General features: G+C 62.2%; 24 protein-coding genes. 12 read left to right on the top strand and 12 right to left on the bottom strand.

The features are described 5' to 3' along the window. Positions 1-171 precede the first annotated feature (171 nt). Together NKH57_RS28440 and NKH57_RS28435 are read right to left on the bottom strand one after the other, a co-directional pair. Positions 172-432, bottom strand: a complete 261-nt coding sequence (locus tag NKH57_RS28440; protein ID WP_023759919.1) for a DUF982 domain-containing protein — start codon at positions 430-432, stop codon at positions 172-174. A gap of 154 nt (positions 433-586) precedes the next feature. Further along, complete coding sequence (locus tag NKH57_RS28435; protein ID WP_352949387.1) at positions 587-1252, bottom strand: GntR family transcriptional regulator; 666 nt, start codon at positions 1250-1252, stop codon at positions 587-589. A gap of 177 nt (positions 1253-1429) precedes the next feature. Between NKH57_RS28435 and NKH57_RS28430 the strand changes: the two genes are divergently transcribed. Both NKH57_RS28430 and NKH57_RS28425 read left to right on the top strand, forming a co-directional pair. Further along, positions 1430-2689 carry a multidrug efflux MFS transporter gene (locus NKH57_RS28430; RefSeq protein ID WP_352949385.1) on the top strand — a complete coding sequence of 420 codons (1260 nt, stop codon included), beginning with the start codon at positions 1430-1432 and terminating at the stop codon, positions 2687-2689. Between the two features lie 23 nt (positions 2690-2712). After that, a complete protein-coding gene (locus NKH57_RS28425; protein ID WP_352949383.1) occupies positions 2713-3087 on the top strand; it encodes a DUF423 domain-containing protein in 375 nt (124 codons plus the stop codon). 54 nt (positions 3088-3141) lie between these two features. Here the strand turns inward: NKH57_RS28425 and NKH57_RS28420 are convergent, their stop codons facing one another. Further along, positions 3142-3291, bottom strand: coding sequence for a hypothetical protein (locus NKH57_RS28420; protein WP_352949381.1), 150 nt, complete (start codon positions 3289-3291; stop codon positions 3142-3144). 355 nt (positions 3292-3646) lie between these two features. Here NKH57_RS28420 and NKH57_RS28415 point away from each other — a divergent pair, with 355 nt between their 5' ends. After that, entirely contained in the window at positions 3647-4726 is a 1080-nt protein-coding gene (locus NKH57_RS28415) for a LacI family DNA-binding transcriptional regulator (RefSeq protein WP_352949379.1), read from the top strand. A 14-nt stretch (positions 4727-4740) separates the two neighbouring features. On the opposite strand, the gene NKH57_RS28410 is transcribed toward NKH57_RS28415, so the two are convergent. Beyond that, the gene (locus tag NKH57_RS28410; RefSeq protein WP_352949377.1) at positions 4741-5940 is read right to left on the bottom strand and encodes an OpgC family protein; all 1200 of its coding nucleotides are present in this window, start codon (positions 5938-5940) and stop codon (positions 4741-4743) included. A 201-nt stretch (positions 5941-6141) separates the two neighbouring features. Between NKH57_RS28410 and NKH57_RS28405 the strand changes: the two genes are divergently transcribed. Further along, positions 6142-6810 (top strand): alpha/beta hydrolase, encoded by a 669-nt coding sequence (locus NKH57_RS28405; protein WP_352949375.1) that lies wholly within the window; start codon positions 6142-6144, stop codon positions 6808-6810. 26 nt (positions 6811-6836) lie between these two features. Here NKH57_RS28405 and sthA read toward each other — a convergent pair whose 3' ends face one another. Continuing rightward, entirely contained in the window at positions 6837-8225 is a 1389-nt protein-coding gene (gene sthA / locus NKH57_RS28400; RefSeq protein ID WP_352949373.1) for a Si-specific NAD(P)(+) transhydrogenase, read from the bottom strand. A gap of 207 nt (positions 8226-8432) precedes the next feature. Here sthA and NKH57_RS28395 point away from each other — a divergent pair, with 207 nt between their 5' ends. The 3 genes from NKH57_RS28395 to NKH57_RS28385 all read left to right on the top strand — a co-directional run bounded on the left by NKH57_RS28395 (position 8433) and on the right by NKH57_RS28385 (position 10833). Further along, positions 8433-8903, top strand: a complete 471-nt coding sequence (locus NKH57_RS28395) for an RDD family protein (protein ID WP_352949371.1) — start codon at positions 8433-8435, stop codon at positions 8901-8903. A gap of 140 nt (positions 8904-9043) precedes the next feature. Then, positions 9044-9808: an arginyltransferase gene (locus NKH57_RS28390; protein WP_352949369.1), complete on the top strand. Its 765-nt coding sequence runs from the start codon at positions 9044-9046 to the stop codon at positions 9806-9808. Positions 9809-9936: 128 nt separating this feature from the next. Continuing rightward, the gene (locus tag NKH57_RS28385) at positions 9937-10833 is read left to right on the top strand and encodes a DMT family transporter (protein WP_352949367.1); all 897 of its coding nucleotides are present in this window, start codon (positions 9937-9939) and stop codon (positions 10831-10833) included. A gap of 19 nt (positions 10834-10852) precedes the next feature. Here the strand turns inward: NKH57_RS28385 and NKH57_RS28380 are convergent, their stop codons facing one another. Continuing rightward, a complete protein-coding gene (locus tag NKH57_RS28380) occupies positions 10853-12070 on the bottom strand; it encodes an AI-2E family transporter (protein WP_352605192.1) in 1218 nt (405 codons plus the stop codon). A gap of 241 nt (positions 12071-12311) precedes the next feature. Then, positions 12312-14564 carry a DNA topoisomerase IV subunit A gene (gene parC, locus NKH57_RS28375; RefSeq protein WP_352608361.1) on the bottom strand — a complete coding sequence of 751 codons (2253 nt, stop codon included), beginning with the start codon at positions 14562-14564 and terminating at the stop codon, positions 12312-12314. Between the two features lie 325 nt (positions 14565-14889). Between parC and NKH57_RS28370 the strand changes: the two genes are divergently transcribed. After that, positions 14890-16080 carry an aq_1923 C-terminal domain gene (locus tag NKH57_RS28370; RefSeq protein ID WP_352608363.1) on the top strand — a complete coding sequence of 397 codons (1191 nt, stop codon included), beginning with the start codon at positions 14890-14892 and terminating at the stop codon, positions 16078-16080. A gap of 113 nt (positions 16081-16193) precedes the next feature. On the opposite strand, the gene aspS is transcribed toward NKH57_RS28370, so the two are convergent. Further along, on the bottom strand, positions 16194-17984 hold the full coding sequence (gene aspS / locus NKH57_RS28365) for an aspartate--tRNA ligase (protein WP_352949389.1): 1791 nt from the start codon (positions 17982-17984) through the stop codon (positions 16194-16196). A 215-nt stretch (positions 17985-18199) separates the two neighbouring features. On the opposite strand from aspS, the gene NKH57_RS28360 reads away from it, so the two are divergent. The 3 genes from NKH57_RS28360 (at position 18200) to rnd (ending at position 21205) form a co-directional block, all read left to right on the top strand. Further along, a complete protein-coding gene (locus NKH57_RS28360; protein ID WP_352949365.1) occupies positions 18200-18619 on the top strand; it encodes a hemin receptor in 420 nt (139 codons plus the stop codon). A gap of 114 nt (positions 18620-18733) precedes the next feature. Beyond that, on the top strand, positions 18734-19978 hold the full coding sequence (locus NKH57_RS28355; RefSeq protein ID WP_352949363.1) for an MFS transporter: 1245 nt from the start codon (positions 18734-18736) through the stop codon (positions 19976-19978). A gap of 75 nt (positions 19979-20053) precedes the next feature. Then, the gene (gene rnd / locus NKH57_RS28350; RefSeq protein WP_352608367.1) at positions 20054-21205 is read left to right on the top strand and encodes a ribonuclease D; all 1152 of its coding nucleotides are present in this window, start codon (positions 20054-20056) and stop codon (positions 21203-21205) included. Between the two features lie 47 nt (positions 21206-21252). On the opposite strand, the gene NKH57_RS28345 is transcribed toward rnd, so the two are convergent. From NKH57_RS28345 to guaB, 3 genes are read right to left on the bottom strand one after another with little or no spacing between them, the layout of a single operon-like run. After that, complete coding sequence (locus tag NKH57_RS28345) at positions 21253-21672, bottom strand: MAPEG family protein (RefSeq protein ID WP_352949361.1); 420 nt, start codon at positions 21670-21672, stop codon at positions 21253-21255. 25 nt (positions 21673-21697) lie between these two features. Beyond that, positions 21698-22321, bottom strand: a complete 624-nt coding sequence (locus NKH57_RS28340) for a hypothetical protein (RefSeq protein WP_352949359.1) — start codon at positions 22319-22321, stop codon at positions 21698-21700. Further along, on the bottom strand, positions 22272-23774 hold the full coding sequence (guaB, locus tag NKH57_RS28335; RefSeq protein WP_023762205.1) for an IMP dehydrogenase: 1503 nt from the start codon (positions 23772-23774) through the stop codon (positions 22272-22274). Before guaB ends, NKH57_RS28340 begins: the two co-directional genes overlap by 50 nt. A gap of 548 nt (positions 23775-24322) precedes the next feature. Between guaB and NKH57_RS28330 the strand changes: the two genes are divergently transcribed. After that, positions 24323-25744: a DHA2 family efflux MFS transporter permease subunit gene (locus tag NKH57_RS28330; protein WP_352949357.1), complete on the top strand. Its 1422-nt coding sequence runs from the start codon at positions 24323-24325 to the stop codon at positions 25742-25744. A 6-nt stretch (positions 25745-25750) separates the two neighbouring features. Here the strand turns inward: NKH57_RS28330 and NKH57_RS28325 are convergent, their stop codons facing one another. Beyond that, complete coding sequence (locus NKH57_RS28325) at positions 25751-26497, bottom strand: RlmE family RNA methyltransferase (RefSeq protein ID WP_352949355.1); 747 nt, start codon at positions 26495-26497, stop codon at positions 25751-25753. Positions 26498-26891: the final 394 nt, after the last annotated feature.

Raw genomic sequence — 26891 nt, 5'->3', positions numbered from 1 at the left:
CCCCCCCCCCCCCCCCCCCCCCCCCCCCCCCCCCCCCCCCCCCCCCCCCCCCCCCCCCCCCCCCCACACCCCCCCCCCCCCCCCCCCCCCCCCCCCCCCCCCCCCCCCCCCCCCGCCACAGTCCAGATTGTCTGCCTAGATTATCGCGCTCGTATCAGGGGCGCTTGCATATCAGGCTGGCGCCTTGTCGCTGACAAAGACATCCACTTCGCGCGCTGCCGCAATGAAGGCGCGCCTGGCGTTCATGGCCGGCTTGTCGCCCGCCAGCGCATCGTGGCACGCCTGCAGCGCCGCGCGATGCTTGGGGCTGCGCTTGCCGGGCCAGCTGTTGAGGAGGTAGTCGGAAGCCTCACGCACGGTGCGCAAGAGCTGAGTGCTTCCCGCTGCGGCTGACTTCACAGTCACAGGTGTTTCAAATCGGTTGTTTTCCATCGCCGCTCCTTACGCCATCGGCGTCTGTGAAGCGAGGCCGAAAGTGCGCACACATCCAGCCGCCGCCTTTTTCCGCGACCCGCATCCTGTCGGCGCTGATCGTTTGGAGCAATTCCCAAGGGAAAGCGCTATGCGCTTTTCCCGGGAAAACGGTTTAAGCGGCGACGACGGCAAAGCCTCTGGCGCGAAGACCGCGGCGATCGTTGGCCAGCGACGTCACCAGTCGCTCGCGGCTGCCGACGATATGGCCCGAAAGCAGGCGCGCGGCTTCATCGGCATCGCCAACACGTGCCGCCGCCAGTATGGCGCGATGTTCGGCCCAGGCGCGGCTGAGGGCCGCTTCGTCGCGAACCTCCAGCCAGCGCGCCCGCGACAGGCGGGTCATGGCATCGCGGACCGCCCGGAACAGGAATTCGTTGCCCGACAGACGCGCCAGTTCGATGTGGAAATCCATGCCGACGCGATGCCATCCCTCGCGCGGCGTGTCTTTGTCGCAGGACTCGAGCATCGCCTCGATGACATCGACGGCACTGCGGTCCACCAAGCCGCATGTCAGGCGAAGTGCCGCGACCTCGACAGCCTCCCTATAGACGGCGATCTGCTCGAGTTCAGCCAAATTGATCGGAGACACCGTCCAGCCACGCCCGTCCCTGCCGACCAGGCCCTCGGTCTCGAGCCGCAGAAGTGCTGCCCTGACCGGGGTTCGCGACGCACCGAAGCGGCTTTCGATCCAGCGCTCGGTCAGCTTCTCGCCGGGGCCGATCTCGAGGCCCAGGATCATCTGTCGAAGCTGTTTTTCGACGCTCTGCATCTGCGACATTGTCGTTTCCATTTTCTGGCCGCTTCGGACCGCTTGCCAATTGCTGTTCCCGATCACTGTGGACAGGTTGCATTGACAGCGGGCAGGCTTGCGTCCATGACGAGTACCATATTGGTATCCCAACTTGGTATCCGCAGCAACCCGTAGCTCCGTGTTGCCCGGACAGGACGTATGACAATGCGGCAGAACACGCCTCCGGCGAACGACAGCACCTACAACATCCACTGGCGGCGCAATCTGTTCGTGTGTTTTGCCGGTTCGTTCTCAACACTCGTCGCCATGACGCTGCTTCTGCCTTTCCTGCCGCTGTATATCGAGCAGCTGGGCGCCGAGGGTCACGCGGCAATCGTGCAATGGTCGGGGATCGCCTATGGAGCGACCTTTCTCGCTGCGGCACTGGTAGCGCCGCTCTGGGGACGTCTCGGCGACCGCTACGGACGTAAGGTGATGCTGGTTCGCGCCAGCTTCGGCATGGCCATATGCATGTCGCTGACCGGCATGGTGCAGACGGTCTGGCAATTGGTGCTGCTGCGGCTGCTGATCGGTTTTGCCGGCGGCTATTCCTCGGGGTCGACCATCCTCGTCGCCATGCAAACGCCGAAGGAGCGCTCCGGCTGGGCCTTGGGCCTGCTGTCGGCCGGCATCACCGGTGGTGCATTGGTCGGCCCGCTGGTTGGCGGCGCCCTGCCGCCGGTGATCGGCATTCGCGCGACCTTTCTCCTGTCAGGCGGCGTCATCTTCCTGGCGTTCCTTGCGACCACGTTTCTGATCAAGGAAAATCCCCGGCCGAAACCAGCAGACGCAGCTGCGAAGCAGAAGCCGAAAGGCGGCTGGGCGCAAATACCGGACAAGCGTCCTGTTATCGCCATGCTGGCGACCGGCATGCTGTTGAGTTTCGCCACCATGTCGATCGAGCCGATCATCACCGTCTACGTGCAGCAGCTCGTCGAAGACCAAAGCCGCGCAACTTTGATATCAGGCGTCGTCATGTCCGCGGCCGCGCTTGGCGCCATCCTGTCGGCTTCGCGTCTTGGCAAGCTCGCCGACCGCATCGGTCACTGGAACGTCGTCATCGGCGCGCTTGCCGTGTCGGCGTTGCTGCTGATCCCGCAGGCCTTCGTGACGCAGAGCTGGCAACTCATCGGCCTGCGCTTCCTGATGGGCCTGGCGCTGGGCGGCCTCTTACCCTGCATCACCAGCGTCATCCGCCACAATGTTCCCGATGGTGTCGGCGGCAATGTGCTCGGGCTGTCGATCTCCGCCCAGTATGTCGGGCAGGTCGCCGGTCCCTTGCTTGGCGGCTTTGCCGGTGGCCATTTCGGCATGCGCTCGGTGTTTCTGGGCACATCGGTCTTGATGGCCGGCGGTGCGGTGTATAATTGGCTGGCGCAATCGCGCCGCGAGCAGGACATGCTTGCCGACGCCGGCAAGCCCTAACGGGGTTGGATGGAGCCCTGGACATGAGCAAAGCCGAGCAATTTTCCGGCAACAGCAGTCGTATCCTCGTCCTGGCCGGCGGTCTCTGTGGCGCCGCCGGCGTGGCGCTGTCGGCCGCGGCGGCGCATCTGGGCGGAGCCTTCGTCGGCACTGCCGCATCCTTCCTGCTCATGCATGCGCCGGTCTTCCTCGCCGCCGGATTGCTTGGCGCAAACCGGATCCTGCGAATGGGAAGCTTGGCCCTGCTGGTTGGCCTGCTCTTGTTTTGCGGCGACCTGCTGGCCCGCGATTTCCTCGGCTCACGGCTGTTCCCACTGTCGGCGCCGATCGGCGGAACCTTGCTCATCGTCGGCTGGCTAACGATCGCTGCATCGGCGCTGACGCGGGCGCGTTCCTGACGCCCCTGGCCCCTCCACGATACCAGGCCTGCGCCCAGCCAAATATGTCTGCAATTAGTCCTGCCGGCGTTCGGGCTGGATGAGCAATTCGCGATTTGGGCGTCGCAGCCTCGCCAACCGACGCGCCTCCGGCCGCTCGGACGCCGGCGCGATGCCCCAGTAGTTGCGGTAGATGTCTTCGAACAGATAGCTCATGGGATGCATGATGTGCACTCCTTTTAGAATTTGAATCGATCCAATCTGTCGCCACGAAAATGTAGCGCCGATCAGCTCCGCTTGCGCTCCACAAGGAACCGCAACTCGCGAACCCATGGGCTGGAGGCGCCACGGCGCCTCCGCCTCGCGGCGTCTGACGAGACGCTCCAGTCGTTGCGGTAGATGTCTTCGAATAGAAAATTGACGGGATGCATGACACACCTTCCTGCTTGAATCGATCCAATCAGCCGCGGCGTCATTGATTGGATCGATTCAAACATACACCTCGCCCAGCCTGTTATCAAGCCAAAATTTGAACCGATCCAACGAAAGTGCTAGATGGGATGAATTCAGGGAGACGAAGATGGCGCCATTGACCTCTGCAAAGACAAGACCGGTGCGGCTGGCAGACATTGCAAAGGCGGCTGGCGTGTCGCACGGCACCGCCTCCAATGTGTTCGCCCGCCCGGAGATCGTGCGCGAGGAGGTTCGCGACCGGGTCAAGGCGGCAGCCGAGGCAATGGGATATGGCGGACCTGACCCCAAGGGTCGGCTGCTGCGCGCCGGCAAGGTGAACGCCATCGGCGTCGCAACCGCGGAACCGTTGTCCTATTTCTTCGAAGACCCTTTCGCCCGGGTAATGATGGCCAGCATCTCGCAGGCCTGTGACGCGACCGGTGCGGGGATCTCGCTGGTCTCGGCCGCCAACAGCGAACAGCTCGCCTGGAACATCCAGAGTGCGCTTGTCGATGGCTTCATCGTCTTCTGCGTCGAGGGCGGTTCAAAGCTGGTCGAACTGGCGCGCGACCGCAAACTCCCCTTTGTCGCACTCGATCTCGATTCAGACGGCGACGAGGCGGTCGCGGCGATCGGCGTGGACAATATCGCCGGGGCAAGCCTGGCGGCGCGCCATCTGACCGAGCTCGGGCATCGTCGCTTTGCCGTGCTTGCCCTGCCATACGCCGATTCCGGCTTCGGTCCGACCACGCAAGAGCGGATGGAGAAGGCCCTCTATTCCGGCACGCGCGACCGCCTGCGTGGCTACTTCGCGGAACTCTCGCGCGTCGATGTCGACGTCTCGCGCGTGCCGATCTACGAGACGGAAAATAACGAGGAGAGCGTTTGGGCGGGCCTCGATCATATTTTCGCTGCCGCCGAGACACCGACTGCCATCCTGGCCATGTCGGACAGGATAGCGCTCCATGCGCTGGACTGGCTACGGCAGCATGACATCACTGTACCGGGCGATGTTTCGATTGTCGGCTTCGACGGCGTCCCGGAAGGAGCGGTTTCCAAGCCGCCCCTGACCACAATCGTCCAGCCCATCGCCGAGATGGGCCGCCTTGCCGTCAAGGCGATCCTTGAAAATGACGGCTCGTTCAGCCGGCAATTGCTGCCGGTCGACCTCGTGGTGCGGGCCTCATCCGGCCCCTCACCCGCCTGACGCCTCAACGCCCATCACCGGCCCATTCTTGCCGCCATCGACATGCCGAAGGACGGATGGAGGGGCGGTGCCACGTTGCGTGCCGGCCTGCTTTTGCCGGACCAGCCAAGGCCCGAAATCCATTCGAGATAATAGGCGAGCGCGAACTGCATGGCGATGCCGGCTGATATCAGCAGGCAGTCATAGGCAAATCCGCCGGGATTGATCAGCTTGAGCACCTGCGCTGCCATTGCAAGCACCGTGCCGGCAATGAAAACCGGCAGCGATCGTTTGCCCAATATGGCAAGCGGATGATCGCGGCCGGTGCGGAAAATGTTCGAAACGGCCGGGAAGGCAACGATCAAATAACTCACCGCCAAAATATGCAGCAACCTCGGCAGTGAAAGAAAGGTCTTGTCGAAGCCGGTCAGCACCGGAGGCAGGCCTAGCCAGGAGATATGGCCCCAGAGAGGGCTGTGCACCCAGACCAGCGCCATGAAAATGTAAGCCAAGGCAGCGCCAACCAGCCAGCGATTGACCGGAATGGCACCACCGCGACGCACATGCAGCGTGCCTGCCAGGCCGATGTTGAAAAGGAACTGCCACGACAGGGGGTTGAGGAACCAGAAGCCAGGCTCCGGATAGTTCGCCGGAGCGATCTGGTAAATTCCCGCGACCAGCCACAGCGCGCCGGATGCGACCAGCGCCAAGACCGGCCGATAGCTGACGCAGAGCAGGAAGACCGGCGCCAGCAAGAGCAGCACCGCATACACCGGCAGGATGTTGTTGTAGCCGAGCTGGTGGCCGAGCGTGACGATGCCGATCAGCACTTGCGGTGCATTCTTGATCAACGGCTCGATGTTGATCATCGTCAAAAGCTCCGGTCGCCTGGCGAACACCGCCGCCGCGCAGAAGATCGCCATCACCACCATGGTGGTGACGATGTGGGCGGTATAGAGCACACCGGCGCGGCGCCACATCTTCAACGTCGCCAGCAGCCGGTTTCCAGGCTGGAACTTCTTGCCATAGGCGAGCGCGACGGCCATGCCGGAGATCAGAACGAAGACCTCTGCCGCATCCGAAAAGCCGAAATTCTTGTAGGTCAGATACTCGAAAGCGGTACCCGGCACGTGATCGACAAAGATGGTCAGCAGCGCGAGAGCGCGGAACACATCGATACGCGTGTCGCGGTCCGAGACACGCATATCGCGGTCTGGGGAAATTGGGGTGGTCATCGACAAAAAGGCCTCAAAGCTGGTTGTTCATTCCGGCAATGCGACCCCCGGCGCACCGCATCGATTCCTCCCGAGGAATGTTATCGGCGAGGAAACGGACTGTAATGCGCCCGGTTCAATCAACTTTCGCGGAACTTGAAAATATTACGTTTTGAAGCCGGCAAACTGACCGAAGTCATCATGAAATCAAAAGGATGAGGCATGACTGAAGAGACCTCACAAGATGGTGCGTTACAGCGTGATCTCGCCTTTCTCTATCGCCTTTACTGCCCGGTGGATTCAACTGGCGACTGCTTCTTCCTGCTGCATGGGTCGGGCGTCGACGAGACGACATTGGTACCGCTGGCACGAGAGATAGCGCCGCGTGCGATGCTGATCGCGGTGCGCGGCCGCATTGTCCAGGAGGATGGTTTCCGCTGGTTCGCACGCATCACGCCAACCCGTTTCGAGCAGCACAGCATCCGCACCGAGAGCGATGCCTTTGCAAGCTTCGTCGCCGACGTGGCCACGCGCCACCATCTCGACCTCACCCGCACGACATTCCTCGGCTATTCGAACGGCGCCAATTTGGTCTCGAGCCTGATGCTGCTGCATCCCGGCCTTGTCGAACGCGCCGCGCTGCTGCGACCGATGCCGGTGCTCGACGACGTGCCGGAGACGGATCTGTCAGGGGTGCGAGTGCTGATCATCGCCGGTGCCGCGGATCTCACCTACGCGCCCTTCGCGCCGGCACTGGTGACGCTGCTCAGCCAGCACAGAGCAGAGATCGATGCCCGGATTGTTCCAGCGGGTCATGAATTCGGCAGCGCCGACGCGGTGATCGTCCGGCAATGGCTGTCGGGATCGGCGGCGGTGGCGCAGGCAGGCTGACGGGCTCACCAGCATGACCAGCCTGCCTACCCTCGTCCCATCCTGTTCCAGGCGTCCAGCCCGGCGATCTTGTAGGCTTCGGCGAGCGTCGGATAATTGAAGGTGTTGTTGACGAAAAAGTCGACCGTGCCGCCGAGATTGATCACCGCCTGGCCGATGTGAATGAGCTCGGTGGCGCCTTCGCCGACGATATGCGCGCCGAGCAGGCGGCGCGTTTCGATCGAGAACAACAGTTTCAGGAAGCCGGTGTTGACGCCCATGATGTGACCGCGCGAGGTCTCACGAAAACGCGCCACGCCGACTTCGTAGGCGGCACCGCTCTCGCGCACCTGTTCCTCGGACTGGCCGACGGTCGAAATTTCCGGCACCGCATAGATGCCGTAGGGGAAGGTTTCCGGCGGCGGCGGCAAGGGCACGCCGAAAGCGTGGCAGGCGGCGACCCTGCCCTGCTCCATGGAAGTCGAGGCCAGGCTCGGAAAACCGATGACGTCGCCCGCGGCGTAAATGTTGGGCACGCTGGTCTGGAAGGATTGCGGATCGACCTTGATACGCCCCCTGGAGTCGGCGTCGATACCGACTATATCCAGGCCAAGGCTGGCGACATTGCCGGTGCGGCCAGCGGCGTAGAGCACGACTTCGGAACGGATGGTGCGGCCATCGGCCAGTTCGACCTCGGCAGCGTCCGGCTTGGAGCGGATTTCCTTGACTGCGCTGCCAAGCCGGATGGTCATGCCGCGATCGCGCATCTGGTGGATGAAATCGTCGACGATCTCGCGGTCGACGAAATCGAGTATGGAGTTGCGCGGCTCGACCAGTGTCACCGGCACGTCGAGCGCGGAAAAGATCGTCGCATATTCGACCCCGATGACGCCGGCACCGATCACCGTCAGCGTGCGCGGCAAACGATCCAGCTCCAGCATCTCGTCGCTGTCGAAGACGCGGGTCTTGTCGAAAGGCACCTCGCGTGGCCGGTGCGGCCTTGTGCCAACCGCGATCAGCGCATTGGCAAAACCGACCTCACTGTAATCGCCTGTGTCGGTAGTCAGGCTGACCTTGTTGGGGCCGAGAAATTTTACCGCGGCGCGGGCGCTCTTGACCGTGTTGCGCATGAACTGGTGTTGCAGCACCTCGACCTCGTGGTCGAGCGTCTTGTGCAGGCGCTCGACCAGATCGCCGACCGAGATATCCTGCTTGACCCGGTAGCCGCGCCCGTAAAAACCACGCTCGCGCCAGCCGGACAGGTTGAGCACTGTTTCACGCAGCGTTTTCGATGGGATGGTGCCGGTATGCACGGAGACACCGCCCAGGCGCCGGCCGCGGTCGACCACCAGAACCGATTTGCCGAGCTTGGCCGACTGCACCGCGGCGCGGCGGCCGGAAGGGCCGCTGCCGATGACCAGCATGTCGTAATCCATATTGCCCCGTCCCCGCCGTGAGCGCCTTGTTGCGCCGCAGCAAGCTAATGCCATCCGCATCCCAAATTCAACCAATTCAGAATGCATCTGACGCAGTATGGGCCTGCGCGCCGCGAAAAGCCCGATCTTGATTCCGCTACAGGTCTTCACCATTTCACTACTGAGCGGCCCGCACCCTATGCCGGGCCCCTGTTACGAGGAAATGACATGAACGCGCGCGTTCTAGATGGCGAAATCATCACCAGCAGGCTCGACGATGTCAGGGCCTATGACGGCGTGCGCACGCGGCGCATCCTGGCCTTCGTGATCGACTATGTCATCGTCGCGCTGCTCACCATTCCGTTTGCCATCCTGGTGTTCTTCCTCGGGCTTTTGACCCTCGGGCTTGGCTGGATGCTGTTTGGCATCCTGGTGCCGGCCGTCGCCATCCTCTACATCTGGAACACGCTTGGCAGCGCCGATCAGGCCACCACGGGCATGAAGATAATGCGCATCCGTCTCGACCGGCTCGACGGCAGGCCGATCGACGGCCTCACCGCGGTCGTCCATTCGGTGCTGTTCTGGGCTGGCAACGTCATCCTGTCGCCGCTGGTACTGCTGGTGACGCTGTTTTCCGACCGCAAGCGAACCTTGCACGATCTTTTGCTTGGCACGGTCGTCAGTCGTACCGACCGCTGAAACCGCTCTCTGAAGAGCAGTCGCAACCGATAAAGCGCAAATGTGAAGGCGTCGAGTCAGCCACGCCCTCACAATCCTGTTGAATTTTTCGCCGTCCGCGCCAAAGGTAGAGTGATTCGAAGGAGTGTTTCCAAGGCTCGATGACGCATCATCCGACCCAGTCGCCGCAGTTCTTTCTGACCGCGCCATCGCCGTGCCCCTATCTCGATGGCCAGTTCGAGCGCAAGGTGTTCACGCACCTGGTCGGCGACAAGGCCGCCGAGATGAACGACCTGTTGACGCAAGGCGGCTTCCGGCGCTCGCAGAACATCGCCTACAGGCCGGCATGCGAGACCTGCCGCGCCTGTGTCTCGGTACGCATCCTCGCCCAGGAATTCGTCGCCAGCCGCAACATGAAGCGCGTGCTGCAGCACAATTCCGACCTTGTCGGCCACATGCACAATGCCGAGCCCTCGACCGAACAATATTCCCTGTTCCGCAGCTACCTCGATGCCCGCCACCGCCGTGGCGGCATGTCCGACATGACCGTGCTCGACTACGCCATGATGGTCGAGGACACCCATGTCGACACCAAGGTGATCGAGTACCGCCGTCGCGGGCCCGATACCTTCATCACCGGCAAGGGCCAGGGCGAGCTGATCGCGGTGGCGCTTACCGACAAGATGGCCGATGGCCTGTCGATGGTCTATTCGTACTTCAATCCCGATTTCGAGGAGCGATCGCTCGGCACGTTCATGATCCTCGATCACATCGCCCGCGCCAGGGCGATGGGCCTGCCCCATGTCTACCTCGGCTACTGGGTCAACGGCTCGCGCAAGATGAATTATAAGATGCGCTTCATGCCGCAGGAGCATCTCGGCCCCAAAGGCTGGGAGCGCTACACCAACGAAGCGGTTTCACGCTGAGTTTTTCCACGATCCGCGCTTAACACTGTTTCAAGGCAGGAGATGCTGGTCGTTCAGCCGGTTGGCTGGAGAGAGTGCGCCATAGCACCGGCGGCCGCCAGCCTGCTCTTCATTGCGAAAGTTCCTGCATGTCCTCTCACAGTGATCACCAGAAAGGTCTTCTGATAACCGCCATCGGCGGGCTGACGCTGACTGCCGACATACCGTTGATCCGCCTCGCCGACGGTGGAGCATGGACGATCATGCTGCTGCGCACCGGCACTACATTCGTCGCGGCGATGGTGATCTGGTCGGTCTGGCGCACCCTGAACCGGAACGCCCCGCCACTTATCCCCGGCTGGTCCGGCCTGATTGTGGCGATCTGTTATGGGCTGACCGGGATCTCCTTCGTCACCGCTGTCTATACGACCTCGACCGCCGACCTGGTGTTTATCCTGGCCTTCAACACCGTGTTCGCGGGGTTGCTGTCCTGGATATTCCTGCGGGAGAGGCCGCGGCTGGTGACGATCGCCGCCATGCTTATCATGATCGTCGGCGTGCTGATCATCGTCGGCGGTTCTGTCGGCACCGGAAAGTTGTTCGGCGATTTCATGGCGCTGTGCTCGGCCTTCTTCATCGCCGTGGCCATCACCATCTCGCGCGCCAGCGGCAAGGACATGGGATTCACCTCGCTCGTCGGCGTCCTTCTGCCGCTTGGGCTGGCAGCCTTCATGGTGACAGGCGAAGGCTTCCACGTGAACGCGCCGTGGTGGATCATCTTCAATGGCGCCGTCATCATGCCGATCTCGTTCTTCTGCCTTGCCGCCGGGCCGAAATACATTTCGGGGCCGGAAGTGGCGATGTTCTACCTGCTCGAAACGGTGCTGGCGCCGGTCTGGGTGTGGATGATCTTTGCCGAGACACCGACCCGCAACAGCCTGATTGGTGGTGCGATCCTGGTCGTGACGCTGATCGCACATTCGGCATGGCAACTGCATGACGGGCGCAAGCGCCGTAGCGACTTTGCGGTACATCACCCGGTGTAGAGCAAACCGGTTTACGAGATCAGGCACTGGCCTTCTTCTTGGCCAGGTCGGGTTCCGGCAGAGCCTCGATTTGCGGGCCGGCTTCAATTTCGGCCGGCGAACCAAGTGCGATTTCGTCGGCCAGTTCCACCTCGCGCAGCCATTCGCGCCAGATTGCGACCAACAGGGCCATCAACACGGGGCCGATGAACAGGCCTAGGAATCCCATGGTCTTGACGCCGCCGATCAGGCCGAAGAACGTCGGCAGGAAAGGCAGTTTTATCGGCCCGCCGACCAGCTTCGGGCGCAGTGTCTTGTCGACGATGAACAACTCGACCGCGCCCCATAGAAACAGCGCCAGCCCGGCCATCGGCGATCCGCTGGCGGCGAGGTAGATCGAGACCAGGGTGAAGGATAGTGGCGCACCGCCGGGGATCAGCGCCATGACGCCGGTCAGGGCGCCGAGCGTTACCGGCGACGGCACGCCGGCCAGCCAATAGGCAATACCCAGCACCAGCCCCTCGCCGATGGCGATGACGGTCATGCCGGTCACCGTCGACGATATCGTCGCCGGCACGACGCGCGAGATCCGCTCCCATCTGGTCGGCAGGATGCGTTCGCCGAGACGGTCGACCTGGCCGGCAAAGTGCTCGCCGTCGCGATAGGCGAAGAACAAGGCGATCATCATGAACAGCAGCGTCAGGAGCAGGCCGAAGGCGCTGCCGCCGGCCGCCAGCACGCCGCGGTAGATGCTGCCGATATTGGCGCCGCTGACCAGCTGGATCAGTTCACCAATGCCGCCGGGATGACCAAAATTCGTCGTCCATTGCTCGTTCAGCCACTCGCCCACGACAGGCATGGTGGCGATCCAGTGCGGCGTCACCGCACCGTGCCGGTTGGTCTCGATCGCCCAGGCGACCCACTCGCGGACCTCATTGATCGCATAGGTGCCGGCGAAGGCGATCGGTATCACCAGGAAGGCGAGGATGAAGAGGATGGCAAAGGTTGCGGCGATGGTGCGGTTACCGCCAACTGCGACAAGCAGGCGGCGGTAGAGCGGCCAGCTGGCGAAAGCGATGACGAGCGCCGCCAGCACCGGAAACAGGAAGCCATGAAAGAAATAGACGCCGGCGGCGACGATCAGCACCAGCAGCCAGCGCGCCGCCGACAGTGGCGGAATGACGGCGGCCCGCAGCGGCGTCGACAGGCCGAACAGGCGCTGCTGCCGTTCCGGCTTCTGGATTTTTGCTTCCTTCAAACGCCTGCCTCTCTCAAACACCCTTCCCGCTTATGCACTGACATAGTGCAGCAATCGTGACGATAGTCCAAATGGTTGGGTATCTCCCCCCTTGAGGGGGAGATGGCCGGCAGGCCAGAGGGGGTCGCCGCGCATGAAGCGCCAGCCTCCTTCGTCTGCGATAGGAGGTCGCGTCAGGACGTACCGACCCCCTCTGTCGCCTTCGGCGACATCTCCCCCTCAAGGGGGGAGATTAGCAGCGTCATCCGAATTTCCCTGTCCTCGGGAAACCCTTCGGCACCATGCGGCCGGCCGAGGCGCGGGCGCCGATCCATTCGGCCAGTTCCTCGCGCGACCGGGTGAAGGTGCGGTCGGCTGAATCCTGCCAGGTGAGACCGCTCTCCAGCGCGAACGGCTTGAGGTCGAGAAGGCCGCCGTCCTTGTATTTCTGCAGCCGCACGCCCTTGCCGCGGCCCATCTCCGGAATCTCGGAGAGCGCGAACACCAGCATCTTGCGATTCTCGCCGACGATGGCGAGATGATCACCCGTCACCGGAATGCAGCGCTTGGCTTCGTCCGGCGCCTTGACGTTCATCACCTGCTTGCCCTTGCGGGTGTTGGCGACCACTTCCTCCTCAGGCACGATGAACCCGTTGGCATCATGCGAGGCCAACAGCAGCTTGCGCTTCGGATCGTGAACGAAGGCGGTGACGATGTCCTGATCATTGTCCATGTCGACGATGATGCGGATCGGTTCGCCATGGCCGCGGCCACCTGGCAGCCGGTCGGCGCCGATGGTGTAGAATTTGCCGCCGGTCGTGAAGACCAGCACCTTGTCGGTGGTCTGGGCATGGAAGGCGAGCTTGAGGCTGTCGCCTTCCTTGAAAGTAAGCGTCGAGAGATCGGCCAGATGCCCCTTCATTGCCCGCAGCCAGCCCTTTTCCGAAACGACCACGGTGACCGGCTCGCGCTCGATCATGGCATGGGCAATGTCGGTCAGATCGTGCTCGGGCGCGTCGGCGAACTGGGTGCGGCGCTTGCCGAGCTCGGTCTCCGGACCGAACTTGTCGCGGATGTTGGTGACCTCCCACTTGATCGTCGCCCACTGCTTCTCGTTCGAAGCAAGCAGCGCCTCGATCTGCTTCTTCTCGGCGCTCAGGCCGTCGAATTCCTTGCGGATCTCGAATTCTTCCAGCTTGCGCAGAGCGCGCAGCCGCATGTTGAGGATTGCTTCGGCCTGCGTGTCGGTGAGCGACCAGCGGGCCATCATCACCTGCTTTGGCTCATCCTCCTCGCGGATGATCCTGATCACCTCGTCGATGTTGAGATAGGCGATCAGATAGCCGGCAAGAATCTCAAGACGCCGTTCGATTTCATCGAGCCGATGTTTCGATCGGCGGATCAAAACCTCGCGGCGATGCTCGAGCCACTCCTGCAGCACGCCCTTCAGCGACAGCACGTTGGGCACCTTGCCGCGCGACAGGACGTTCATGTTGAGCGGGAAGCGGCTTTCGAGCTCGGTCAGCTTGAACAGCGATTCCATCAGGATGCCGGGATCGACCGAGCGGCTCTTCGGCACCAGCACGACCCGGATGTCCTCGGCGCTCTCGTCCCTGATATCCTCAAGCAGCGGCAGCTTGCGCGCCATCAGCAGCTCGGCGATCTTCTCGATCAGCCGGGCCTTCTGTACGCCGTAAGGGATTTCGGTGACCACGATGCTCCAGGTGCCCCTGCCCTGATCTTCCTGGATCCATTTCGAGCGCACGCGAAACCCACCTCGACCGGTCTCATAGGCTTCGAGGATAGAGGCGCGGCTGTCGACGATGATGCCGCCGGTCGGGAAATCCGGCCCCTGGACGAAATCCATCAGCTTCGCCACCGGCGCGTCGCGATGCTCGATCAGGTGAAGTGCCGCATCGCAAAGCTCGGCCGCGTTGTGGGGCGGGATCGATGTCGCCATGCCTACGGCAATGCCGGACGAGCCGTTGGCCAGCAGGTTCGGGAAGGCGCCGGGCAAAACCACCGGCTCTTCGTCTTCTTCATTGTAGGTCGGCCGATAGTCGACGGCGTCCTCGGTGATGCCGGACAACAGTTCGGTCGCCACATCGGTCATGCGCGCTTCGGTGTAGCGCATGGCGGCGGCGTTATCGCCGTCGATGTTGCCGAAATTGCCTTGCCCGTCGACCAGGGGATAGCGCATCGAAAAATCCTGCGCCAACCGCACCAGCGCGTCATAGATCGACTGGTCGCCATGCGGGTGGAACTTGCCCATCACCTCGCCGACGATGCGGGCGCATTTGGCAAAGCCCTGGTCCGGATTGAGCCGCAACAGGCGCATGGCGTGCATGATGCGGCGATGGACCGGCTTCAGTCCGTCGCGCACGTCTGGCAGCGCCCGGTGCATGATGGTCGACAGCGCATAGGCAAGATAGCGCTCTTCCAGCGCCTTCTTCAGATCGACCGGCTCGATATGATCACCACCGCCATTTTCAGGCGGCAAAAGCCTTTTTCCCATGGGCTGGGACTAGCCGAGCGGGTGATTCGCGGCAAGAGGCAGGCAGCTATGCCGGACCTTCTGCAACATGAAACCGTACGCCAAGGGATATCGACCAACATCAGCCTGTTACATGCGCGTTCTAAGGCCAAGCGCGATGATATCGCCCACCGGTTCTTCATGATAAATTAGCCGGTTCGCACGTAGACGGTGGGATCGGGTTTGCCTTTCGCCGTGATTTTTGGCCATTGTGCCGGGATACGCCTTTTTCCGGTCCAGTTCGTCACGGAATGGTGATGGCGCAAAGAATTGAAAAACAATTTCAGAACACTCTCAGGGATCTGCGATGACAATCAAACGCTCAACTCTCCAGAAATTTGCCTTTTCGACCTTTTTGCTCACGTTGCCGCTGAACGCCGCCCTTGCACAGGACGCGGCAGTCGCCGACCGGCTGAAGGCAGCCCTTGCTGCCCAGGGCGTCGACATTTCCTGGACCGGCGTGACCGGTGACAACGCCAGCATGGTGCTGCAGGGCGTTGCCGTCAAACCGGCGGCGGAAAAGGAAGCCCTCACCATAGGCGACGTCAAACTCGAAGGCATCACCGAGGCCAATGGCGGCTATGACATCGCCACTGTGTCGACGGCGGCCTTCGAACACAGCAAGGACGGCGTCACCCTCGATCTCAGCCCGTTCGTCATCCACGACATGACCGTTCCGGCCGACGGCGCGACCAGCCCGTTGGGCTCGCTGATGATGTACAAGTCTGCCGAACTCTCGAACATGACCGTCAAAGTCGCCGACAAGACCGCCTTCTCAATGGACGGACTGGCCATCGAGATCACTCCGCCGGCGGACGGCAAGGCGATGGAATTCAGCGCCACCACGGAAAAGTTCAACGCCGACCTGACGCTGGTCGACGATCCCAAGTCCAAGGAAGTCATCAACGCGCTCGGTTACCAGAACATCGCGGGCAATCTTGAGATGGCCGGCACCTGGCAGCCCTCGGACGGCAAGATGGAACTGTCGAAATATGACATCTCCGTCGAGAATGCCGGCACGTTCGGAATGACCTTCGATCTCGGCGGCTACACGATGGATTTCATCAAGTCGCTGCAGGAAATGCAGAAGAAAATGGCGGCACAACCTGAAGGCGCCGACAATTCGGCGCAGGGCATGGCGATGCTCGGCCTGTTGCAGCAGCTTTCGTTCAACGGCGCCTCGATCCGCTTCGACGACGATTCGCTGACCAACAAGGTGCTGGACTATGTCGGCAAGCAGCAAGGCATGTCCGGCAAGGACATTGCCAACCAGGCCAAGGCTATCGTGCCGTTCGGCATGGCTCAGCTCAACAACCCGGAACTGACGGCACAGGTCACGGCCGCGGTCGGCAAATATCTCGACGATCCGAAGAGCATCGAGATCTCGGCAGAGCCACCGGCATCGGTGCCGTTCGCGCTGATCATGGCGGGCGCCATGTCCAATCCGCTCGACCTGCCGAAGACGCTCGGCGTCACCGTCAAGGCCAACGAGGACTGATCGAAGCGACCTCAAGATGCGAAAAACCCGGCAGCGATGCCGGGTTTTTTATGGGATTAGCGAATCGAAAGAATCGGTTCGGGCGGTTTTTTAAAGCATCGCCCGAAGCACGATCAGGCGTCCTTCTTGGGCGCAGCAACGCGCAGCGACAGTTCGCGAAGCTGCTGCGGGCTCGCTTCCGAAGGCGCGCTCATCAACAAATCATAGGCCTGCTGGTTCATCGGGAACATGGTCACTTCGCGCAGGTTCTTCGCCCCGACAAGCAGCATGACAACGCGGTCGATGCCGGCAGCCATGCCGCCGTGCGGCGGCGCGCCATATTGGAAAGCGCGGTAGAGGCCGCCAAAGCGCTCCTCGACCGTAGCGCGATCCAGCCCGACCGTCTCGAACGCCTTGACCATGGTTTCGGGCAGATGGTTGCGGATACCTCCGCTAGCGATCTCGAAACCGTTGCAGACCATGTCGTACTGGAACGCCTTGATACCGAGCAGATCCTCGCCATTCAGAGCATCGATGCCGCCTTGCGGCATCGAGAACGGGTTGTGAGCGAAGTCGATCTTCTTCTCTTCCTCGTTCCATTCGAAGAACGGGAAGTCGACGATCCAGCACAGTTCGAAGCGCTCGCGGTCGACGAGGTTCAGCTCCTCGCCGGCGCGCGTGCGCGCCGCACCTGCAAAGGAGACGAACTTCTTCGGATCGCCGGCGACGAAGAAGGCGGCATCGCCTTCGGCAAGGCCGAGCTGAAGGCGGATCGCCTCGGTGCGCTCCTCGCCGATGTTCTTGGCGAGCGGGCCGGCGCCTTCAAGCTTGTCGCCCTCCTTGCGCCAGAAGATATAGCCCAACCCCGGCTGGCCCTCGCCCTGCGCCCAGGAGTTCATGCGGTCGCAGAAGGCGCGGCTGCCACCGGTCTTTGCAGGAATCCCCCACACCTCGGCCTTCAGATTGTTGGCAAGGATGTTTGCGAACACCTTGAAGCCGGAATCGCGAAAATGGTCGGAGACGGCTTGCATCTCGATCGGGTTGCGCAGATCCGGCTTGTCGGTGCCGTATTTGCGCATGGCGACATCGTAGGGGATGCGCTGGAAGTTCTGCGTCACCGGCTTGCCATTGGCGAAGGTCTCGAAGACCTCGCGCATGACCGGCTCCATGGTCGACAGGACATCATCCTGTTCGACGAAGCTCATTTCGAGGTCGAGCTGGTAGAATTCGCCGGGTAGACGGTCGGCGCGCGGATCCTCGTCGCGGAAGCAGGGCGCGATCTGGAAGTAGCGATCGAAGCCCGACACCATGATCAGCTGCTTGTATTGCTGCGGCGCCTGCGGCAGCGCGTAGAAGGTGCCGGGATGGATGCGCGACGGCACCAGGAAATCGCGCGCGCCTTCCGGCGACGAGGCGGTGAGGATCGGCGTCGAGAATTCGGTGAAACCAACCTCGCCCATGCGCCTGCGCATTTCGGCGATGATTTTTGTCCGCGCAATGATGTTCTTGTGCAGCGTCTCGCGGCGAAGGTCGAGGAAACGGTATTTCAGCCGGATATCCTCGGGATAGTCAGGCTCGCCGAACACCGGCAGCGGCAATTCCTTGGCCGCCGACAGCACTTCGATCTCGCGGGCGAAAATCTCGATCTCCCCGGTCGGCAGGTTAGCATTGGTTGTCTCGGGCAAGCGCGCCTTGACCTCACCGTCAACGCGGATGACCCACTCGCCACGCACGGTCTCGGCGACCTTGAAAGCCGGCGAATCCGGATCGGCGACGATCTGGGTCAGGCCATAATTGTCGCGCAGGTCGATGAACAACAGGCCGCCATGATCGCGCACGCGATGCACCCAGCCCGACAGGCGAACGGTCGAGCCGACGTCGCTCTTCCTCAACTGGGCACAGGTATGGCTGCGGTAACGGTGCATTGTCATTGGTACAGTCCGGGGTGCTGGGTTGCGGCCGACGGGCCGGCTCGAAAATTTGCGCGAAAAGCGCATGAGAGGCCGCCTTTGTCAAGGCAAGCGGCTTTGGTTGCCTGTTGGTTCGACCTTGAGGGATCCAAGTCTCTGCCGGTCTTCATGCATTGCCGTCAGAAGCATTTCTTGCAACGATGCAGCCATCACGATTTGGGAGATGCTTTGTGCCGAAACGCTCTTCGCAAAAGGGCATCGGACCACATAATAGCCGCGAGTTGGAACTGATGCTGCGGGGCGACAAGCCGATGGCGTTGTTCGCGGCAGAACCAGGCGTGGACGCCGAAGATATTGGTGAAGCGCATTTCAAGCAGTTTGTCGACGAAGGCCGAATTCTGAAGTTCTCCCAGGTTGATCCCAAAACGTCCGTGGAAGAACGCAGCTACTGCCTGCCGACAGAGGAGTGGCGCTGCAAGCTCAGCCTGCTGATCGCTCGCATGTGCCGCAGCGGAGAAGCCTTTGACGTCTTCACATCGAATGATCTGGCGAGACTGGAGGGTGCTCTCCTTGGCTATTCAAAGGAGAGTGTTGAAGCGTTCGTTGCACATGCAGCGTCGCTGAAGCTGCAGAATTCCAGCACGGATTGAACGGCCTACCCATTTCCCGACCCAGGCCGAATTCGAACTATGCCACCAGGATTGCCGCTGGCAATAACTAAGGCGATGGTTCAAGAAGGGTCACCGACACGTGATCACCCCTTCATGTCCTCCATCCGTCCGCTAATTCCGCTCCTGCTCGCCGCCGGCATTCTGCTTGGCGGCAATGGGCTGCAGAGCACGCTCATCGCGCTGCGCGGCGCGAAGGAAGGTTTTTCCGCTTCCGGCATCGGCCTGATGGGCACGTTCTATTTCGCCGGTTTCCTGCTCGGCTGCCTGGCCATTACCCGCATCATGAAGGCCGTCGGCCATATCAGGGCATTTGCGGCTTTGGCGGCAATCGCCTCGGTCGGCACCCTTTTGCTGGTGCTGGTCCTCAATCCGGTGATGTGGTGCGCGGTGCGCTTCGCCGGCGGTTTCTGTTTCGCCGGGCTGTTCACGATCGTCGAAAGCTGGCTGAATTCCGGCGTCAGCAATCGCGACCGCGCGCGTGTGCTGGCGATCTACCGGATGGTCGATATCGGCTCGGTGACCGGCGCCCAGTTCCTGATCCCGATCTTCGGCGCCGGCGGTTTCGCCATCTTCGCCATCATGTCGATGATGATCACGTTCTCAGTTGTGCCGGTCTCGCTCGGCGACCGCTCCAACCCGACGCCGCCCGAGGACGTCAAGCTCGACCTGGCGCGTGTCTGGCGGATTTCGCCGTTGGGCTGCTTCGGCTGCATCGCCGTCGGCGTCACCAACAGCGCCTTTCGCACGTTGTCGCCGGTCTACGCCGAGCAGATCGGCATGTCGGTCGCCGATGTCGTCACCTTCGTCAGCGTCGGCATTTTCGGCGGCGCCATCATCCAGTATCCGCTGGGTTACCTCTCCGACCGCTGGGACCGGCGCCGGGTGCTGTTGATGACGACCTGCTGCGCGATGCTTTCAGCATTGGCGCTGTCGTTCATCGCCGGCAGCAATCCGGCGCTCAACTTCGTCCTCGTCTTCATCTTCGGCTGTTTCGCCATGCCACTCTATTCGCTGTCAGCCGCGCACTCCAACGACCGCGCCGATACCGGCGAATTCGTGCTGATCAACGCGGCACTGATGCTGTTCTATTCCTTCGGCGCCATTGGTGGGCCGTTCGCCGCCTCAGCCGTGATGCAATATTTCGGGCCGAGCGCGCTGTTTGTGTTCAGCGCCGTGGTCTATGCGATCTTCATTGCTGTTATTCTCTATCGGATGCAGGCCCGTTCCGGCGTGCCGGCAGGCAGGCGCCGCCGTTTCACCGCGCTGTTGCGCACCTCGACGGCATTCGCACGGCTAGCCAGAAGAAACAGCGATTCCGACGGGCCGGCTGGCTCGTGAAGATGGCGCCAAAGCTTGACGAAAGCCCCGCCGGCTGAAATCTAGGAAAACCTTACTCCTGCCAAAAGCGATTTGATGCACGTCATCACCACCCAGAAAGAACTCGAGACCGCTCTCGCCGCTTTCGAAAAGTCGGCGTTCGTCACCGTCGACACCGAATTCATCCGGGAAACGACCTTCTGGCCGATCCTGTGCCTGATCCAGATGGCCGCACCCGGCGTAACGGCGCTGATCGATCCGCTGTCGCCCGATATCGATCTGAAGCCGTTCTTCAAGCTGATGGCCAACGAGGCGGTGGTCAAAGTCTTCCACGCCGCCCGGCAGGACATCGAAATCATCGTCCATCTCGGCGACCTGGTTCCGCACCCGGTGTTCGACACCCAAGTCGCGGCGATGGTCTGCGGCTTCGGCGACAGCGTTTCCTACGACCAGCTGGTGCAGCGGATCACCGGTGCGCGGCTCGACAAGTCGTCGCGCTTCACCGACTGGCGCCACCGGCCGCTTTCCGACAAGCAGCTCGACTATGCGCTGGCCGACGTCACCCATCTGATCGAGGTCTATCAGCACCTCAGCGCCGAGCTGGAGCGGGAAAACCGTGCCCATTGGCTCAACGAGGAAATGGATGTCCTGACCTCGCGCGAGACCTATGATCCGCATCCCGAGGACGCCTGGAAGCGGTTGAAGATGAGGCTGCGCAAACCGCAGGAACTGGCGATCGTGCAGGCCGTGGCCGCGTGGCGCGAGCGCGAAGCGCGCGAACGCGACGTGCCGCGCGGCCGCGTGCTCAAGGACGATGCGATCTACGAGGTGGCGCAGCAGGCTCCGCGCGACGCGACAGGCCTTGGCAAGCTGCGTACCACGCCGAAGGGTTGGGAACGCTCCTCGACTGCCACGGCGCTGCTGGGCGCGGTCAATACCGCCCTTGCCTTGCCCAAGGAGCAGATGCCGAAACTGCCGAAGAGTTTTCAGCCGCCGGAGGGCTCGAACGCTGCCGCGGAACTGTTGAAGGTGCTGCTGCGGATCGTCGCCGAAAGGGAAGGCGTCGCCTCGAAAGTGCTGGCCTCAAGCGACGACATCGATCGCATCGCAGCCGAAGGCGAGGATGCCGACGTACCGGCCCTGCAGGGCTGGCGGCGCGCGGTGTTCGGCGAGGCAGCGCTCAAGCTGGTGCGCGGCGAGATCGGCATCAAGTTCGACAAGCGCAAGATTGCACTGTTTGATCTTTAGCTTCAGCCCCGTCCTCCCCCCTGTGGGAGAAAGGCAGTTGCCCCGGCTCAAACCACTCCGAGCAGGTGCAGCGCAAGCCAGATCCATCCCAGCAAAAGGACCACCGCTCCGAACGAGAAAGAGCGGCTGCGCAGCAGCAGATGGTTGCTGGTCAGGTGAATCCAGGCATGGAAATAGCGCGACGCGACAAAAATCCACATCAGCGCCAGAGTCAGATAGTTTACGCCGTTGGTCAGGTGCAGCATCAGGCACAGCACATAGAACAGCACCGGCAGCTCGAACTGATTGATGAGATTGGCGGCAACGGCAGAGCTGGAACTCGGCTCGGTCGAACGCGCCTTGTACTGATCGGGCTTGGCCTCGCCTGACCTGACCGCGCCATATCTGCGACGACCCAGGACGACATAGACGATGTAGATCAGCAGCACATGCGCCAGAACAGGCCAGAAGATCGTGGTCTGGTTCATGAAGTGCCCCCTGCCCCGTCTGGCATCAAGGTTGGTGTTTCTGGCCTGTCAGCCAGAAGGCGGCAATGACAACCACCGGAATGGCGAAAAGCGCGAATTTGGTGACGATAAGCGCAGAGGCGAAAGACAGCGAGTCCGGGTTAGCCGACAGGAAATCCGACAGCAGCCGCGCCACCGCGATGTTCTGGGCGTAGTCGGCAAGCGTGTAGGGCAGCACCAGGACCAGTGCGAAGATCGATTGCAGCTGCCCCGGCAGCACGCGGAAGTTCTTCAATCGCCGGCCCGTGGCCAGGATCAGGCTGATCAGCGTCACCGACAGCAGCGCCGGGAACAGGAGATCGAAGGTCAGATAGTGCCAAACGAGAATGATCTCGCTGCCGCGCCGGCCGAGCGCCGTCAGCCAGGCCATGCCTTCGTCGGGCGTGAAGCCCAAAACGCGCATGTCGAGTGACGACAAGCCGCCACTCAACCGCCGGAAGTAGAAGAATTCCATCGCCGTCATGGCGATGAAAACCGCTGCCGACAGGAAACACAGTGCGGCCGCATGGCGCGACAGCCGCAGGATCGATGCGGTCAGGTTTCGTCCAATCCCGTACTGGTCAGGCTCCGCCCGGATAGTTCGGGCTTTCGCGGGTGATCGTGACGTCATGGGCGTGGCTTTCACGAAGTCCGGCGTTGGATATACGCACAAAAGTGGCGCGTTCGCGGAAATCGGCAAGATCGCGACCACCAACATAGCCCATAGCGGCTTTCAAGCCGCCTGCAAGCTGGTGCAGCACGCCAGACACAGGTCCTTTGTAGGGAACCTGCCCTTCGATGCCTTCCGGGACCAGTTTCAGCGTGTCGCGCACCTCAGCCTGGAAGTAGCGATCGGCGGAACCGCGGGCCATGGCGCCGACCGAGCCCATGCCGCGATACGCCTTGAAGGAGCGGCCCTGGTGCAGATAGACCTCACCGGGGCTTTCGTCGGTTCCGGCCAGCAGCGAACCGATCATGGCGGCACTTGCACCGGCGGCGAGCGCCTTGGCGAGATCGCCGGAGTACTTGATGCCGCCATCGGCGATCACCGAGACACCTGATTTGTGCGCCGTTTCGACCGCCGACATGATCGCCGAAAGCTGCGGCACGCCGACGCCGGCAACGATGCGCGTGGTGCAGATGGAGCCCGGACCGATGCCGACCTTGACGGCGTCTGCGCCGGCATCGATCAGCGCCTGCGTGCCTTCGGCGGTGGCGACGTTGCCGGCCAGGATGCGGACCGAGTTGGAAAGCTTCTTGGCACGCGTCACCGCGTCCAGCACGCGCTGCGAGTGGCCATGCGCGGTGTCGATCACCAGAAGATCGACGCCAGCATCGATGAGGCGTTCGGCGCGCTCGAAACCGTCATCGCCGACGCTGGTGGCGGCGGCGGCGCGCAAGCGGCCCTGCACGTCCTTGGTGGCATGCGGGTTGAGCTGCGACTTCTCGATGTCCTTGACCGTGATCAGCCCGACGCAATTGCCCTGCCTGTCGACGACGACCAGCTTTTCGATCCTGTGCTGATGGAGAAGCCGCTTGGCCTCGTCCTGGTCGACGTTCTCCTTGACGGTGATCAGGTTGTCGCGGGTCATCAGTTCATGGACCTTCTGCGCCGGATCGGACGCAAAGCGAACGTCGCGATTGGTCAGGATGCCGACCAGTCGCCCGACCTTGTGGCCGCCGCTGCCGCCATTTTCGACCACTGGAATGCCCGAGATCGAATAGCTGCGCATCAGGCCCAGCGCGTCAGCGAGCGTCGCGTCGGGGCCGATGGTGACGGGATTGACCACCATGCCGGATTCGAACTTCTTGACCTGCCGCACCTGCTCTGCCTGTTCAGCCGGCGAGAAATTGCGATGGATGACGCCAATGCCGCCGGCCTGGGCCATGGCGATGGCAAGCCTCGCCTCGGTGACGGTGTCCATCGCCGCCGATAGGATCGGCACGTTGAGGTCAATGTCGCCGGCGATGCGGGTGCGGACATCGGTCTCGCCAGGCATGACCTCGGAGTGACCGGGCTGCAACAGCACGTCGTCAAAGGTCAGCGCCAGTGCGCCGGTGGACGTTTCGATGATTTTTGCCATGGCCAGTCCTCGGAATACAAAAAAGCGCTTGACCGGAATGGACAGCGCCGACTCGTCTTCTTCCCTTTCAGGATTGGCGCTGGCTCGTAACACGTCCCGGCGCCGATGAAAAGCCGATGATTTCACGCCCCAGGCTCCGAAGTCAGGTTAACAAAAGACCTGACGACAGCCAGTTCAGTGTCGGCAGCTTTTGTGCCGGCAGCTTTTCAGGATAGGAATTTTTTCTTGATTTCGTGCCCTCAGCTATGGGTACATATTCGCCTATAGTGCTGATTTGCGCCAGTGACCCGCCGCGCAGGCGGGTTTTTCGTTTAATGCTCCGTCAGCCAACGCGCCGGCAAAGGCTGCGAAGGAACCCGTCAACCCGAGTTCGTTGCCGTGTTTCACGCTCCCGGAAAGCTGACGTTTCGTCCAGAGAATGCCACCTGTGGTTGCCGGTCGCATAAAAGTGACAGCAATTAATGCGACATCCCGGCGAAGGCATGATAACCGCCGCCTGAAGCCGACAATGCTAGCGGCGACGCAACATTCACGTCTGGACGCGTTCCTTGAACCGCACCATTCCGCTCATACTGGCGGTCGCTCTTTTCATGGAAAACATGGATTCGACCGTCATCGCGACATCGCTGCCGGCGATCGCAATCGACATCCACACCAGCCCGATTGCGCTCAAGCTGGCGCTGACCGCCTATCTGGTGTCGCTGGCGATCTTCATTCCGATCAGTGGCTGGATGGCCGACCGTTTCGGCGCCAAGAACGTCTTTCGTGCCGCGATCGCGGTCTTCATCGTCGGCTCGATCGCCTGCGCCCTTTCCCGTTCGCTGCCGGCCTTCGTCGTGTCGCGCTTCCTTCAAGGCATCGGCGGCGCCATGATGACGCCGGTCGGGCGGCTGGTGCTGGTGCGCGCGACCCCGAAAAGCGAACTCGTCGCGGCAATGTCCTGGCTGACCGTTCCGGCACTGGTCGGGCCGCTGGTCGGGCCGCCCGTCGGCGGCTTCATCACCACCTACTTCACCTGGCACTGGATCTTTCTGATCAATGTGCCGATCGGCGTGGTCGGTATCTGGCTGGCGACGCGCTTCCTGCCGGAGACCGAACCCGCGCAGACCCCACCGCTTGATTTCATCGGCTTCGTGCTGAGCGGGCTGGCGGCATCCGGCGTGGTGTTCGGCCTGTCGGTGGTCAGCCTGCCCTATCTGCCGCCAATCGTCGGTGTCGTCACCGTGACGGTTGGCCTGCTGTCGGGCGCACTCTATCTGCTGCATGCGCGCCGTGCCAAAAACCCGCTGCTGGCGCTCGAACTGTTCCGCAACCGGGCGTTCCGCTCCTCGGTACTTGGCGGCGGACTGTTCCGCATAGGCATTGGTGCCGTGCCGTTCCTGCTGCCGCTGATGTTCCAGATCGGCTTTGGGCTGACGCCGTTCCAGTCCGGCATGATCACCTTCGTCTCGGCGATCGGCGCCATCGGCATGAAATTCGTCACCGCACTGATCTTCCGCGTCGCCGGCTTCCGCCGTGTGCTGGTAATCGGTTCGCTGGTCGCCGCGGCCTCGATCGCCATCAACGGCCTGTTCACACCAGACACACCCTATCTGCTGGTGCTGGCCATGCTGCTGGTCGGCGGCTTCATCCGCTCGATGTTCTTCACCGGCGTCAATGCGCTCGCCTATGCCGAGGTTTCGGCTGAAGACACCAGCAAGGCGACGCCGATTGCCGCGGTCTTCCAGCAACTGTCGATCGCGCTTGGCGTGGCGGTGGCCGGCGGCATCCTGGAAGTGTCCACGAGCCTGAATGGCAGGTCACTGACACTGGCGGATTTCCACACCGCGTTTTTCGTCGTCGCGGCGATTTCCGCCGCCGCATCGCTATCATTCATGCGGCTGGCGCCCGATGCCGGCAACGCCGTCTCCGGACATGGCCGGTTGACGGCGCCCAAGACGCTGGAGACGGTAAGCCCGCCCGGCACCTGACGCGAGTTACACTTCCGGCTCGCCCTCTGGACGTTCCGATTCACCTGACGGCGGCTCTCGCCCCTTGAAGTCCTTGGCCAAGAGATAGAGTTCGACCGATTCGTCGCGTGACGCCGGCGGCTTGACGTGATGGACGGAGCGAAAATTCCGCTTGAGCATCGAGAGCAGCTCGTTTTCGGCGCCACCCTGGAAGGTCTTGGCGAGGAAATGCCCACCCGGCTTCAGGACCGACAGAGCGAAATCAGCCGCCACCTCGCACAGATGCATGGTGCGGATATGGTCGGTTCGCTTGTGGCCGGTGGTGGGTGCCGCCATATCGGACAGCACGATATCGGGGTCGCCTCCGAGCGCCTCGGCCAGCTTTTGCGGAGCCAGTGGATCGAGGAAATCCATCAACAGCACCGGTGCGCCGGGCACGGCGTCCATTTCCAGATAGTCGATGCCGACGACATGCGGCTTGTCGGCCGTCGATTTCGTCCGCGCTGCCGCGACCTGGCACCAGCCGCCGGGGGCGGCACCGAGATCGATCACCTTCATGCCGGGCTTCAACAGATGATGCTTGTCGTCGATCTCGATCAGCTTGTAGGCCGCGCGCGAGCGATAGCCGTCAGCCTTGGAGCGCTGGACATAGGGATCGTTGATGTGGCGCTGCAGCCAGCGGCGCGACGATTCCTTCAGGCCGCTCTTCTTCTTGATCCGCGTCTTCAGCACGCGAATGCTGGCAGATCCTGGTTTTTCCGGTTTCTTGGTCATTACCTGATTTCTTGTCCGAGCATGATCTCCGAACAAACGGAACGGTTTGTCCGCGACCGGTCGCTACTTTTCGCTAACGCGGTCCTGCGGTTCGGGATCATGATTTCTTGTCTGAGTTTTCTCGCTCGCCAAGTTTTGGCAGTTTTTCGGCGACTGTGCGTTTCGCGGAGGGCTTCCCCCACTCCGTCGCCGCTTCGCGGCGCCACCTCTCCCCCCTCCGGAGGGAGAGGAAGGGAGCCAGCCTGTATAAGTTCGCGCCTTTCCTCTCCCCCGTCGATCGGGGGAGAGGTGGGGGGCCGGCGGGGCCGCGGGCGGGGGGGAGGGGGTCAGGGTGGGGCACACAGAAAAACATCCGACCCCGCCAAGAAGACTCCAAGGCCCAGGAAAAAAGATG

The organism is Mesorhizobium sp. M1050 (assembly GCF_040318715.1).
GTDB lineage: Bacteria > Pseudomonadota > Alphaproteobacteria > Rhizobiales > Rhizobiaceae > Mesorhizobium.
This window is presented reverse-complemented; position numbering and strand designations above follow the sequence as displayed.

Coding starts and splice junctions, on each gene's coding strand:
- NKH57_RS28440 (WP_023759919.1), bottom strand. CDS start 432: ATGGAAAACAACCGATTTGAAACACCTGTGACTGTGAAGTCAGCCGCA.
- NKH57_RS28435 (WP_352949387.1), bottom strand. CDS start 1,252: ATGTCGCAGATGCAGAGCGTCGAAAAACAGCTTCGACAGATGATCCTG.
- NKH57_RS28430 (WP_352949385.1), top strand. CDS start 1,430: ATGCGGCAGAACACGCCTCCGGCGAACGACAGCACCTACAACATCCAC.
- NKH57_RS28425 (WP_352949383.1), top strand. CDS start 2,713: ATGAGCAAAGCCGAGCAATTTTCCGGCAACAGCAGTCGTATCCTCGTC.
- NKH57_RS28420 (WP_352949381.1), bottom strand. CDS start 3,291: ATGCATCCCATGAGCTATCTGTTCGAAGACATCTACCGCAACTACTGG.
- NKH57_RS28415 (WP_352949379.1), top strand. CDS start 3,647: ATGGCGCCATTGACCTCTGCAAAGACAAGACCGGTGCGGCTGGCAGAC.
- NKH57_RS28410 (WP_352949377.1), bottom strand. CDS start 5,940: ATGACCACCCCAATTTCCCCAGACCGCGATATGCGTGTCTCGGACCGC.
- NKH57_RS28405 (WP_352949375.1), top strand. CDS start 6,142: ATGACTGAAGAGACCTCACAAGATGGTGCGTTACAGCGTGATCTCGCC.
- sthA (WP_352949373.1), bottom strand. CDS start 8,225: ATGGATTACGACATGCTGGTCATCGGCAGCGGCCCTTCCGGCCGCCGC.
- NKH57_RS28395 (WP_352949371.1), top strand. CDS start 8,433: ATGAACGCGCGCGTTCTAGATGGCGAAATCATCACCAGCAGGCTCGAC.
- NKH57_RS28390 (WP_352949369.1), top strand. CDS start 9,044: ATGACGCATCATCCGACCCAGTCGCCGCAGTTCTTTCTGACCGCGCCA.
- NKH57_RS28385 (WP_352949367.1), top strand. CDS start 9,937: ATGTCCTCTCACAGTGATCACCAGAAAGGTCTTCTGATAACCGCCATC.
- parC (WP_352608361.1), bottom strand. CDS start 14,564: ATGGGAAAAAGGCTTTTGCCGCCTGAAAATGGCGGTGGTGATCATATC.
- NKH57_RS28370 (WP_352608363.1), top strand. CDS start 14,890: ATGACAATCAAACGCTCAACTCTCCAGAAATTTGCCTTTTCGACCTTT.
- aspS (WP_352949389.1), bottom strand. CDS start 17,984: ATGCACCGTTACCGCAGCCATACCTGTGCCCAGTTGAGGAAGAGCGAC.
- NKH57_RS28355 (WP_352949363.1), top strand. CDS start 18,734: ATGTCCTCCATCCGTCCGCTAATTCCGCTCCTGCTCGCCGCCGGCATT.
- rnd (WP_352608367.1), top strand. CDS start 20,054: ATGCACGTCATCACCACCCAGAAAGAACTCGAGACCGCTCTCGCCGCT.
- NKH57_RS28345 (WP_352949361.1), bottom strand. CDS start 21,672: ATGAACCAGACCACGATCTTCTGGCCTGTTCTGGCGCATGTGCTGCTG.
- NKH57_RS28340 (WP_352949359.1), bottom strand. CDS start 22,321: ATGACGTCACGATCACCCGCGAAAGCCCGAACTATCCGGGCGGAGCCT.
- guaB (WP_023762205.1), bottom strand. CDS start 23,774: ATGGCAAAAATCATCGAAACGTCCACCGGCGCACTGGCGCTGACCTTT.
- NKH57_RS28325 (WP_352949355.1), bottom strand. CDS start 26,497: ATGACCAAGAAACCGGAAAAACCAGGATCTGCCAGCATTCGCGTGCTG.